This window comes from Treponema denticola, from assembly GCF_024181645.1.
GTDB classification, from domain to species: Bacteria; Spirochaetota; Spirochaetia; order Treponematales; family Treponemataceae; genus Treponema_B; species Treponema_B denticola_A.
Genome location: NZ_CP058624.1, coordinates 2,406,222 through 2,418,006, shown reverse-complemented (window position 1 = coordinate 2,418,006; position 11,785 = coordinate 2,406,222). Strand labels below are relative to the sequence as shown.

The 11,785-nt window shown below is 40.7% G+C and carries 9 protein-coding genes; 3 read left to right on the top strand and 6 right to left on the bottom strand.

Annotation, left to right across the window (positions count from 1 at the left end; genetic code table 11):
* Nucleotides 1-136 precede the first annotated feature (136 nt).
* The 3 genes from HO345_RS11385 (at nucleotide 137) to HO345_RS11375 (ending at nucleotide 3,861) form a co-directional block, all read left to right on the top strand.
* Nucleotides 137-1,339 (top strand): M20 metallopeptidase family protein, encoded by a 1,203-nt coding sequence (locus HO345_RS11385; protein WP_253683000.1) that lies wholly within the window; start codon nucleotides 137-139, stop codon nucleotides 1,337-1,339.
* 101 nt (nucleotides 1,340-1,440) lie between these two features.
* Nucleotides 1,441-2,499 (top strand): Fic family protein, encoded by a 1,059-nt coding sequence (locus HO345_RS11380; protein WP_253682999.1) that lies wholly within the window; start codon nucleotides 1,441-1,443, stop codon nucleotides 2,497-2,499.
* A 153-nt stretch (nucleotides 2,500-2,652) separates the two neighbouring features.
* Entirely contained in the window at nucleotides 2,653-3,861 is a 1,209-nt protein-coding gene (locus tag HO345_RS11375; protein ID WP_253682998.1) for an ATP-binding protein, read from the top strand.
* Between the two features lie 3 nt (nucleotides 3,862-3,864).
* Here the strand turns inward: HO345_RS11375 and HO345_RS11370 are convergent, their stop codons facing one another.
* The 6 genes from HO345_RS11370 to HO345_RS11345 all read right to left on the bottom strand — a co-directional run bounded on the left by HO345_RS11370 (nucleotide 3,865) and on the right by HO345_RS11345 (nucleotide 11,608).
* Nucleotides 3,865-4,497: an ABC transporter ATP-binding protein gene (locus HO345_RS11370; RefSeq protein ID WP_253682997.1), complete on the bottom strand. Its 633-nt coding sequence runs from the start codon at nucleotides 4,495-4,497 to the stop codon at nucleotides 3,865-3,867.
* A gap of 20 nt (nucleotides 4,498-4,517) precedes the next feature.
* Nucleotides 4,518-6,200: an ABC transporter permease gene (locus HO345_RS11365; protein WP_253682996.1), complete on the bottom strand. Its 1,683-nt coding sequence runs from the start codon at nucleotides 6,198-6,200 to the stop codon at nucleotides 4,518-4,520.
* Nucleotides 6,184-7,194, bottom strand: coding sequence for a thiamine ABC transporter substrate-binding protein (locus HO345_RS11360; RefSeq protein ID WP_253682995.1), 1,011 nt, complete (start codon nucleotides 7,192-7,194; stop codon nucleotides 6,184-6,186). The genes HO345_RS11365 and HO345_RS11360 overlap by 17 nt, the downstream gene beginning before the upstream one ends.
* A gap of 313 nt (nucleotides 7,195-7,507) precedes the next feature.
* Nucleotides 7,508-9,265 (bottom strand): FAD-binding oxidoreductase, encoded by a 1,758-nt coding sequence (locus tag HO345_RS11355; protein WP_253682994.1) that lies wholly within the window; start codon nucleotides 9,263-9,265, stop codon nucleotides 7,508-7,510.
* A 105-nt stretch (nucleotides 9,266-9,370) separates the two neighbouring features.
* The gene (locus HO345_RS11350) at nucleotides 9,371-9,508 is read right to left on the bottom strand and encodes a hypothetical protein (RefSeq protein ID WP_155237448.1); all 138 of its coding nucleotides are present in this window, start codon (nucleotides 9,506-9,508) and stop codon (nucleotides 9,371-9,373) included.
* Nucleotides 9,509-9,517: 9 nt separating this feature from the next.
* On the bottom strand, nucleotides 9,518-11,608 hold the full coding sequence (locus tag HO345_RS11345; protein ID WP_253682993.1) for a methyl-accepting chemotaxis protein: 2,091 nt from the start codon (nucleotides 11,606-11,608) through the stop codon (nucleotides 9,518-9,520).
* Nucleotides 11,609-11,785: the final 177 nt, after the last annotated feature.

Sequence of the window (11,785 nt, the reverse complement as noted above, 5' to 3'; positions counted from 1 at the left end):
ATTAAAATATCTACCGTTCATTAAGTATAAAGGAAAAGGTTAAAAAAATCAATCAACAAAAAAATTAGTGTTGACTTTTGCAAAAAACTGTGCAATACTTTATTATACAATTTACATAAGGAGGTTTAATTTAAATATGTATAATATAATTGACTTGGTTAAACAAAAGGAAGCTAAGATTATTCAAATTAGGCGGGACTTACATCAGATTCCCGAATTGCAATTATCCCTTCCCAAAACTGTGGACTATGTTTGTAGGCAGCTTGATGCTATGCAAATACCATATCATAAACTTGTCGATGGGAATGCTATTGTTGCACTTATTGAGGGAAAAGAAAAGGGCAAATGTATAGCAATTAGAGCCGATATGGATGCCTTGCCTATAAAAGAAAATACGGGTCTAAGTTTTGCATCAAAACATGAGGGCTGTATGCATGCCTGCGGCCATGACGGGCACATGGCTATGGCTCTTGGAGCCTGTATGGTTCTCAAGGAACTGTCATCGGAATTTAAAGGCTGTGTGAAAATTCTTTTTCAACCGGGAGAAGAGTATCCGGGAGGAGCTCTCCCCATGATTGAAGAAGGCTGTATGGAAAATCCAAAGGTTGATGCCGTCATAGGCCTTCACGCAGGTTATATTTATCCGGGCGTTGAAAAAGGAAAGATCGGTGCATGTAAGGGGCCTTTTTTTGCCGCCGCCGATAAATTCAAGATTATCATAAAGGGGTATGGCGCTCATGGGGCTTATCCGCATCTTTCGGTAGATCCTGTTCCTATCTCTTGTGAAATAGTTTCCGGTCTGCAAAAGATTATAAGCCGTGAGCTTCCCCCAACTTCTCGCGCCTTAATTTCCGTAGGGCAGATACATGGCGGATCCGCTTTTAATATCATACCCGATGAAGTTTTTATTGAAGGAACAGTGCGTGTTACAGATGAGAATGAACGGAATTTTATAGCAAAAAGAATTGAAGAAATTGCTTCAGGTATTTCAAAATCATACAGGGCAGAAGCAAAAACGGTCTATGATTTTAGATATCCTGTTTTGATAAATAATGAAGATTTTACGGAGTTTTTTATTGAAAGTACAAAAGAAATTTTGGGAGAAGATTCTATTCACGAAATTTCGGTGCCTACAATGGCCGGTGAAGATATGGCCTACTTTTTGCAAAAAGCTCCGGGTACGTTTTTTGTCTTGTCCAATCCTATAATACAGAAAGACGGTAGTATTTATCCTCATCACTCAGATAAATTTGATATGGATGAAAGTTTATTTTATAAGGGAACCTCTGCTGTGCTGGCCACTGTTCTAAAATATTTGAATTTAGGCGGCTTAAAATAAAGCCTTTCACATAGTTTCTGCATGAAAATTCTTGATTTTCATGCAGAAAGACTTGACCTTTCTGCATAAAAGTGCATAATTTTTATGTAGAAAGGCTGCTTATGAGAAAATTCGATTATTCTTTTTTAAAAAATGCTTTGCTTCCGGCAGGGCTTTTGAATATTTCTTCAGGGATTGCAGATCTTAAAAATGAGGCAAAACACAGAAAACAAGATTATTTAAAAGTTTTTACGGAACTTGAAGCAGTTGCAAGAATTCAATCTATTAAAAGCTCAAATGCAATCGAAGGTATTGTTACAAGCGATGAAAGAATAAATGCTATTGTAAATCAAAACAGTGCTCCTCTTAATCATGATGAGGCTGAAATTGCAGGTTATCGAGATGCCCTTGCTGCTATTCATTCAGCCTATGAAAATATTGATTTTACGGTTAAAGATATTTTGGCTCTTCATAAAATTTTAATGTCTTCGGCAGGATATGAATACGGCGGCTGGTTTAAAACTTATAATAATTCTATAATTGAAGTAGATTCAGACGGAAACAGGAAAATCAGATTTCAGCCTATATCTGCTGAAGAAACACCTATGGCAATGGAACAATTGGAGCTTGCTTATCTTTCTGCACGGGATGACAGCGGTATTAATCAGTTATTATTGATACCATGTGTCATTCTCGATTTTTTATGCATTCACCCTTTTAAAGACGGAAACGGAAGAATGTCAAGGTTATTATCTCTTCTTTTATTATACAAAAACGGATATGATGTAGGTAAATATGTTTCTTTTGAGGAGCAGATAAATAATTATAAATCGTACTATTATGATTCTCTAAAAAAATCTTCATATTATTGGCATGAAAATAAAAATGACTATATCCCTTTTATCGAAAACTTTTTGTCCACCCTTTACCGATGTTATAAAGAACTTGATAAGCGGTTTGCCGTTCTGCACGGAAAAAAAGTTACAAAAACGGCCAGACTTGAAGCCTGTGTTTTAAACAGCCTTACCCCAATTTCAAAATCGGAAATATGCAAAATTCATCCCGATATTAGCCCCACAACTGTTGAGGCTGTCTTAGGCACTATGTTAAGGGATGGATTAATCAAAATTATCGGCAGCGGCCGATCTTCAAAATATATAAGAAATAAATCCGTTCTATAATTTCGATTATAATCGAAATTATAACAAAAATACCAATATTTTCGATTATAGTCGAAACTATAGTAAAAAATACTAATTTTATCGACTATAATCGAAATTCTTCTTGATTTTATCTTTTATTTCGACTATAATCGAAGTATAAGAGGTGATGGAATGAGCTATATTGTAAGATCACGCTATATGGAAAAAATCCGGCAGTTTATCGATAAGCCCATTATTAAGGTTCTATCCGGTATGAGACGGGTTGGAAAATCAACTATTTTACTGCTCATAAAAGATGAGGTTTTTCACCACATACCCAATAAAAATAAAATTTATCTTAATTTTGAATCCATAGAGCTTTTTACGGTAAACAAGGCCGAAGCCTTGATTGAATACCTAAAGCCCTTAATCAAGGACTTAACCGGAAGAATATATTTTTTCTTTGACGAAATACAGTTTGTAGAAAATTGGGAGCAGGTTATAAACGGACTGCGGGTTGATTTGGATTGCGATATTTATCTTACAGGCTCAAATTCCGGCTTGCTTTCTGGAGATCTTGCAAGTCTACTGGCCGGAAGATATGTGGAATTTGAAATTCAACCTTTCAGCTTTGGGGAATTTATAAGATGCTTTGATGGTAAGGCTCTTTCTAGGGAAGATTTGTTTTTTGCTTTTGTTAAAACAGGAGGAATGCCTTTTTTGAAGTATTTTAATTTGGAGGAAGTTCCGTCTTTTAAATACTTAAATGATGTTTATAATACCGTTTTGGTTAAAGATGTTTTACAGTACAATAATATAAGGGATGTGGATATATTTAACCGTATCTTAGATTATGCTATGGCAAACATAGGGCACACCTTTTCTGCAAACAGTATAAAAAATTATTTTAAAAATGAAAACAGAAATGTTTCGACGGATACGGTACTTAATTATTTGGATTATTGCAGTAAAGCCTTTATCATAAAAAAGGTGCCCCGCTACGATACTGCGGGAAAAAAGGTGCTTAAAATCGACGAAAAATACTATCTGACGGATCACGGGTTTAGGCAGGCACGAGGATTTTCCAATATGAAAGACATTGAAAGAGTGCTCGAAAATATTGTCTATATTGAACTTCGTTCCAGAGGCTATGAGGTTACAATAGGCAAGGTAAAAGACAAAGAAATCGACTTTATAGCTAAAAGAGAAAACGATGTTTCTTATTATCAAGTCGCTTATAAAATGGGAGATGAATCCACAAGGGAAAGAGAATTCGGTGTTTATAAGGCAATCAAGGATAATTTTCCTAAATATGTACTCTCCTTGGATTCTATGGATTTTAGTCAGGACGGAATTATCCACAAAAACATAATCGATTTTTTACTAGAATATGGAGCCTAGCTTCTAGCCCATGTAGAGCACCTCATCGGCAAGGGCGGCAGCCTCGTCTTTGTCGTGGGTAACATAAACGGCTGTGTAGCCCAAGCTCTCCTGCTTGGCTCTTAATTCTTTACGCAAGTGCAGGCGAAGGTCTGCATCGAGGGCAGAAAGGGGTTCATCAAAGAGGATGAGGGCGGGCTTTACTGCAAGGCTCCGTGCAAGAGAAACCCTTTGTTTTTCTCCGCCCGAAAGGAGATCCGTTTTGCGTTTTTGTAAGGCCTCCAAATGAAACAGCTCGACGAGGGGGGCAATGGCCTTACGGGCTTCCTTTTTGGACATGCCTTGGGAAACCAAACCGTAGAAAATGTTTTCTTCAACATTGAGATGAGGGAAGAGGGCATAGTCCTGAAAGACCATTCCGATTCCGCGTTTACCGGGAGGCGTGTGATTGATATTCTTTCCGTCCAAAATAATTTCTCCCGAATCCGCAGAGACAAGGCCTGCGATTATTTTTAGAACCGTTGTTTTGCCGCAGCCCGAAGGACCGAGGAGGGCAAGAGCTTTCCCCTTTTTTAATTCAAAGGAAATGGAAATATCTTTTTCGGTAAAATGTTTTTTTATGTTTTTAAGCTGTAAAAATGCTTTTTCGTTTTCCATCGGTTTCTCCTTAAATTATTTTAAATTTCTTTTTCCTGTAAAAAGAAAACAAAGCCGGTTATAAGGCTTAAGACGACTGCAACCGCAGAAGATTCTACAAAGCGGTATGAAGAAGCATAATCGAAAATCAGCAGGGCAAGGTTATTAAACCGCGGTATGTTTAAAACTATTGGCAAGGAAGCATCGCCCGCACTTATGGCAAAGACAAAGGCCAAGGCGGAAAAGATGCCCTTCTTGCACATGGGTACTATCACCTTAAAAAAGGCCGTTTTTTTGTCCGGTGAAAGCAAGACTGCTGCATTGATAATATTTTGAGGAATGCGTAAAAGCGCGGTCTGTATCTGAGTCCACGCAAAGGGCCATGCAAGTGAGCTTTGTGCAAAGATTAAAATGAGCTCCGTTCCGTTGGGTCTTAATAAGAGCCAGCCGAAGCCCAGCATTACCGATGAAACGGCCAAGGGCAGATAGGGAACCGCGTATATTTTTCTCCGGTTATAAAAGACGGTAATGTATGCGAAGAACAAAGAAGCTATGAGGCTTACAAGGGCTGTAAGAATACCGATTTTGATACTTGTCCAAAGAGCCATCCAAAAAGTTCGGGATAAAAAAATATTTTTCCATGCTTTAAAATAAAAGAATTTATTAAAGATAGAAGTATAATTTACATTATATGTAGAATGTAAAAAGATAGAAAATAAGGGCGCTATTAAAAAAAGAATAATTATAAAAATCGTAAAGCTAAAAAAAACTTTTTGTCCAAAGCCTTTTATTGCAGTCCGCTCCCTTATTCCTTTTAGGTTTTCGTTTTGTACCATCATCTTTTTTTGCAGCTTAGAATAGATGAAGATTAAAATTAAGGCCGCAGATATTTCGGTGAGGGCTATCTTTGCGGCAAGGTTCATATCCAATTTTGTGCGGGCTGCCTTGTAAAGTTCTACCTCTAAGGTAGTAAGGGCAAGGCCTCCGAAAAGCAGGATTATTATAAAACTAAAAAAGCAAAAAAGGAAAATCAACAAAAAGGAAACGGCTATCGAATTTAAAAGAGCCGGAAAGGTTATGGTCTTAAAGATTCTAAATTTACTTGCGCCTAAAAGGAGGGCTGCATTAGGTTCATCTTCGCTTAAGCGTTCCCAAACTTGAGAAATTGTTTTCATCGCAAGGGGAAAGTTGTAAAAGCCGTGGATTATAATTACTCCTGTCATCGAAAACACAAAATTGACAGGCGGTTCGTCTTGGTTTAATAAGCTCTTTAAAAAAGAATTGAGGATTCCGTTATTGCCGAAAAATATTATAAAGGAAAGGGCAACGATTATTGCAGGCACGCAGAGGGGGACACTCGACAGAGCCATTAAAAATTTTCTACCCCGAAAATTTTTTCTTGCACAAAAATAAGCGGCAGCAAAGCCTACCGCACAGGCAAGGGCTGAGGAAAAAAAAGCCTGAGAAACCGTAAAGGCTGTAATCCTAAAAATCTGCGAAAAGTCAAAAGAGCTTTTTACCCCCGTAATATGCGAAAAGTCAAAGCGTGAAGAAAATAAGGGAACAAAGCTTAAAATCAGCGGAAGAAAAAAAGAAAGCAGTACAAGAAAAAAGATGAGGCCGCCAAGCGGTAAAACAAGGCGGCCTACCTTTGATAGGCCGCTCGGCCGAAAAACTCGGTCAGGCCGAGTATCTCGGCTTTGTTTTTTATTTTTGTAAAACATTGATTACGGCATTTACCGATTCGGTTTGATCTTCTGAAGGAATACGCAAAACTTTTGCAGGTTTGGGAACATCCTTATAAGAAGCAGGAAGAGCAAGTCCCTTGATAACGGGGTACATAAACTGCGTTTCGGGCAGGAGGCTTTGAGCTTCTTCCGTCAGCATAAAGTCTATAAATTCCTTTGCTCCTTTAGTATTAGCTGCATTGGCAGCAATACCCATGCCTTCAATCTGAATAATATGTCCTTCTTCAAAAATCAATGGCTGAAATCGGTTTGTTTTATCATATAAAACATGGGAGGCGAGGCTGCTTGTGTAAGAGATGGCTATGGGAGCTTCTCCGGCTGTAAAATAGCCGTAGCCCGTACTCCACTTGGGGGCCATGGCAAAGATATTTGGCTTGAGGGCCTTCCAAAAGTCTAGGTAATTATCTCCAAATACAGCCCTTGTCCAAGCGGCCAAGCCCAGTCCTGTTGTGCTGGAACTCGGATCCAAAATAACAATCTTTTTTGCATAAACGGGCTCGGTCAACTCTTTTAAAGATGTGGGCTTTTTGATTTTGGCTTTTGTGTCGAACATAAAGGCAAAATAGCCGTAGTCAAAGGGGGTTAAAAGCCAGTCATCGGCAATAAGAACGCCTGAATCTATTTTGTCTGAGGCCGTAGGTTTGTAGGCTTTTAAAAGTTTTGCTTTGCGGGCCTTTTCGATAAGGTGATTATCTATACCGATGAGGACATCGGCTGTAGAAGCCTTTCCTTCCAGTATGACCCTGTTCAAAACGCCTTCTTTGCAGATGACATATTCAACCTCTTTGCCCGTTTTTGCCTTAAAGAGCTCGGCAATTTTCGGGCCGGGGCCGTAGTCGGCAGCAAAGGATTTTGTTGTGTAAACCACAACCTTTGTTCCGTCAGATTCTTTTGCACCGCCTGCAAAAAGAGCGGCACAACCGATAATTAAAAAAGAGAAAATTAAAATAGAGCGTAAATGATTTTTCATATGCTCCCTCCGCCGGTATTATCCGGATCAGGTAATAGGGCATCCGTGCGGACAGCCCTTTGCGGGTATGTTCTCAGCTTGTAAAAGCACCCCGGCAATATGAGCTTAGCATAAGGGGGAAAAAAATTCAATATGCCTTTTTGGGAATTTCTTTAATTTTTTTAATTTAACCGCAAAGATACCAAGAGCGCAAAGGAATTTTGATGGTGTTTTGATAACATATTCTTTCATTTTCCCTTGGCGTCCCTTGCGGGCTTGGCGGTTTCATTTTATATCTACTCCGCTTTACAAAATAAGTTTGCTCTACACATAGTTATTTTTCTTTCCAAGTCTTTCCGGCGTATTTTGGTTTTCTTTTTTGGTCTTCAGTCATATCTAGGCCAAGGGTTCCGCCCGGATTCATTATATTGTTCGGGTCGAAATGTTTTTTTAAAGCCTTAAAGATTTCAAAATTGGTTTGGCCTATGGATTCTTCCACCCAAGCTGCCGTCATCTTGCCTACACCGTGGTGGTGGCTCATGGCCGCTCCTGCCTTCATTATGTTATCGAAGATGCCGTACTGGTATTCCACATATTCTTCCTTGTTTTTAAAAAGACCTATAAAGATAAAGTACAGGTTTGCTCCTTGCGGATAGGCATGGGAAAGATGGGTCATGCAGACCGTGTGAGGGCGGGATTTTGCAAATCTTCTTACCTCTTCGTGAACTCTCGGCATCATATCCCATGTTACGCTGCATTCCATTGTGTCTATTATTACTCCGTAATCTTGTAAGGATTCTCTTAAATACGGATCCGTAAAGCGGCCGTGCTCCCAGCCGTCTACAGGCTTACCCGTTAAAAAAAGTCCGCCGTTTTGTTTACATATCCGCTTTACCTTTTTGTAAAGCTGCTTTGAAAATTCTTTAGCCCCTTCGCTCCAGCCTAAAAAGAGGCAGCGTTTCATCGGTTTATATCCCATGAGGTTCATCGCAGTTTCGGCTATGGTGCCTTCAACTCCGTAGAGCTTTAACGCCATGTCGGTTTCTTCCGCATCCGAAAGCCTAAACACCGAGGGAAAGCCCGATTCGTTTTGCATAATCTCGCGGCATGCTTTCATTCCGGCTTCCCAAGTTTTAAATATAAAGCTGAACTTTTTGCGGGTTTCCGGCCTGTATTTAAAGAAGCGCAAGGTAACATTTGTAAGAATTCCGAAAGAGCCCTCGCTCCCCATCATAAGCTCGTCGATGTCCGGTCCGACCGCATGGGCGGGAAGTCCGTAGCTTTTGACGATGCCCGCAGGAGTTACATAGGTTTGTTGAAAAACTATGTCCTTTATATTTCCGTAATATGTGGAATTTTGTCCTGCTCCGCGGGTAACTACCCATCCTCCCACGGATGAGTATTCAAAGGATTGCGGGAAGTGTCCGCAGGTGTAGGCCATCTTTGCATTGAATTCTTTTTGGGCATTGTTTAAGTGAGCTTCCAGTTGGGGCCCCGACATTCCGGCTTGCACCGTAATTGTCTGGTCTGTTTCGTTAAAGGCTAAAACCTTGTTAAAGTTTTTACGCATATCGAGGGATATGCCGCCCCTTACTGCTTCAACGCCTCTGGTAACGGAAGAACCGCCTCCGTACACATAGAGGGGAATTTTGTGTTCATTTGCGTATGCTACAAGTTTAACTATTTGGTCATGATCGGAAGGGTATACTACAACATCGGCGATGTTTTCAAGGATGCCCTCACGGAGGCGGTAGGCATCGTACATAGTTTTTCCGTAAGCGACCGATACCCTATCCTTAACAGCCGTGCTGACATCGGCCTCTCCGAAAATTTCTTTTAAGGCCTCAATGTGTTTTTGGTCGAGGTTTACGGGAAGGCTTTCAGGCAAGGCCTCAAGTCCTTCAAAACGCTTTTGTTTAAATGTCTCATCTCCTATGCCGAAGACCGTTTTCATATATTTATAAAGTCTTTCGTTAGGCTCCTTAAATTCATTTGGGTCTCCCCACTTCGCAGCTTCTCTAAAAGAGTCCTTTGGAGGCGGTACCTGTTCCCAAACCGGTTTAAAATCCTTGTACTCATATCTTTTTCCCATAAGTCTATTCTTCCTTTATAAAGCTATATTAAACCTATTTGAAAAATAATGCAAGTCAAATTACACCTTAAACTTTCCTACCTCTTCGGCAAGTTGGCAGGCCTCTTAATGGTGCTTTTTAAAGAGGCTTTTTGTTTCTTCTATCGAAGTTTGAATAGCCCTAACGGTTAGGTCAATCAGATCGGTTAAGACCTTTGTTTTGTACCTTCCCGTAAGGCTTGTTTTAAGTTTCTTTTTCTTCATAATCCTAACTTACACCTTAAATTTAGAAACCTCGTTTGCCAAATTCTCAATACTTTGCTTATTTTTTTGACTTATTGCGTTTACTTCTTGTACGGCATTACTGATTTGTACGGCACCGGAGGCCATCTCGTTCATGCTGTCGGTGATGACGCGGGTAAGCTCATCGAGTTTTTGCATTTCTTCGGCAACATTTTCGCCGCCGCGGAGCATTTCTGCGGAGCCGTCGTTGACTTGGTTGGTTACCATGTTGATGTCGCGGATTGCAGTGAGCACTTCTTTACTGCCGTTTTCCTGTTCACGCATAGCGTCCATGAGGTTTTGGCTCATAGTTTTGACTTGTTCGGATAAGTTGAAGATGGCGTTGAACTTTTCTTCTGCCGTTTTTGAAGAGGCTGAAAGAGCCTCAATCTCGCCGGAGAGGACTTTAAGGGTGGAAGTAATGGTTTTGCCTTGAGTGCTGGATTCTTCTGCGAGCTTACGGATTTCGTCGGCAACGACGGCAAAGCCCTTGCCTGCTTCGCCTGCGTGGGCGGCTTCGATTGCGGCGTTCATTGCGAGCAAGTTGGTTTGGCTTGCGATGTGCTGAATAACACTTGAAGCCTCCAATAGACCGCCGGATTCTTCGGCTATTTTTTGCGTAACGCTGTTCGCTCCTGTAACTGTTTCTTTGCCGTTGGCCGTGGCTGAAGCAAGAGTTTTTATAACATCATCGGTTTTGCCGAGTGTCTGCGTGATTGAAGCGATATTGCCGACCATTTGCTCGATAGCTGAAGAAGACTCGGCAACGGAAGCTGCTTGATTTTCGATACTGCCGTTAAGCTGTTTTATTGTGCGGATAATTTCTTCTACTGTTGCAGCCGTTTCGGTAACACTTGCAGCTTGGGTCAAAGCCTGCTGCTTAACGCCGTCAATGTTCGCACTTATTTGGTGAACGGCACTCGCTGTTTCTGTCATATTGGAAGCAAGCTCGTTTCCGATATGTGTCATATCTTCACTGCTTTCACCGACGGCTTTAATCGACGAGCCGATTTTGGAAATGGTTTGATTGAAGTAGTTGGAGAGGTCGGTAACCTCATCGTTGCCGGTAACGGGCAAGCGTACAGTCAAATCACCTTCGCCTTGGGCAATATCTTTTAGAGCACCAACGACAACATTAACGGGTTTTATCATTGCACGGGCAACAAAAAAGACGATAATCAAACTGACTGCTAAAACACCGAACCCGATGAGAATCATTTCAAGCTTCAGTTCATTAACGGTTCCCATAAATTCATCTTTGGGGGCCTGAACAATAACTTTCCAACCAGTGGTTTTCATAGTGGCATACGAAGCTATTTTGCTTATACCCTTGTATTCATAAAAACCGATTGAAGGCTCGTCGATTTCGACCGCCATTTTTTCAAAATCGGCAAGAGAAGTAAAAGCGGCATCTTTTTTTGCCTCTTCGCTGAAATTTATGCGGTTTTTTACCAGTTCCTCATCTTTATCGGCGATGGTAGTTCCGGTCAGTCCTAAAATGTAGCAAACTCCCGTTTTGCCTACGACGATATCCGATATGTCTTCCGATAGCTGTAAACCATTGACGTCGGCGGATAAAACCCCGACTACGGTATGGGTGGAATCGAAAACGGGAACTGCAAAAGTTATTACAAGTGTTCCAGTCGCTCTTTCTATGTACGGTTCGGTAACGAATTTTTCTCCGGAAAGAGCCTTTTGAAACCATTCCCTGTCGCTTACTTGAACGGAACCTCCTGCATAGTAAAAGTTTCCGTTTTTATCGGTTATATCCAGTTCTTTTATTCTTTCATTAAAAGCCGCTTCTTTCATCAAATACGCCGTTTTCTCTTGATATGAAAGAGTGCTGTCTCGGAGCATCGGTGTACGAGCAATACCCTCAAAAAATTGAAAGAATGAATTAACACGCCCGTCAAGAATTTCAGCCGTATCGGTTGCCTTGTCTATAAGGTGTGTTGCTACCTTTTCGGTTACGGCTTTGCGTGCAGTGCGTATAGCTAAAACGCTAAGTATAAAACCGACCGTAAGAATAAGCAAGCCGAAGATAATCATCAATTTGTTTCGTAGTGAAAAACGATGTTTCATATTAATCTCCTGTAGTTTAAGGGGGATGTCCCCCTTAAAAATCCCCCCAATTAGGGGTGCTTTTTTCTTTTTTCCGACAAAAGAAAGAAGCCCCCCTATGACCCCGAAAAAAGAAAAGTGCGGCTTAGGGGCTTACGCCCCTAAGAACCCCGTTTTTCGAAGGGAAGGGTTTAGTTT

Excerpts from the sequence above, each read along its gene's own strand:
- HO345_RS11370 (WP_253682997.1), bottom strand. The coding sequence starts at position 4,497 with ATGGAAAACGAAAAAGCATTTTTACAGCTTAAAAACATAAAAAAACAT.
- HO345_RS11385 (WP_253683000.1), top strand. The coding sequence starts at position 137 with ATGTATAATATAATTGACTTGGTTAAACAAAAGGAAGCTAAGATTATT.
- HO345_RS11360 (WP_253682995.1), bottom strand. The coding sequence starts at position 7,194 with ATGAAAAATCATTTACGCTCTATTTTAATTTTCTCTTTTTTAATTATC.
- HO345_RS11350 (WP_155237448.1), bottom strand. The coding sequence starts at position 9,508 with ATGAAGAAAAAGAAACTTAAAACAAGCCTTACGGGAAGGTACAAAACA.
- HO345_RS11380 (WP_253682999.1), top strand. The coding sequence starts at position 1,441 with ATGAGAAAATTCGATTATTCTTTTTTAAAAAATGCTTTGCTTCCGGCA.
- HO345_RS11345 (WP_253682993.1), bottom strand. The coding sequence starts at position 11,608 with ATGAAACATCGTTTTTCACTACGAAACAAATTGATGATTATCTTCGGC.
- HO345_RS11365 (WP_253682996.1), bottom strand. The coding sequence starts at position 6,200 with ATGTTTTACAAAAATAAAAAACAAAGCCGAGATACTCGGCCTGACCGA.
- HO345_RS11375 (WP_253682998.1), top strand. The coding sequence starts at position 2,653 with ATGAGCTATATTGTAAGATCACGCTATATGGAAAAAATCCGGCAGTTT.
- HO345_RS11355 (WP_253682994.1), bottom strand. The coding sequence starts at position 9,265 with ATGGGAAAAAGATATGAGTACAAGGATTTTAAACCGGTTTGGGAACAG.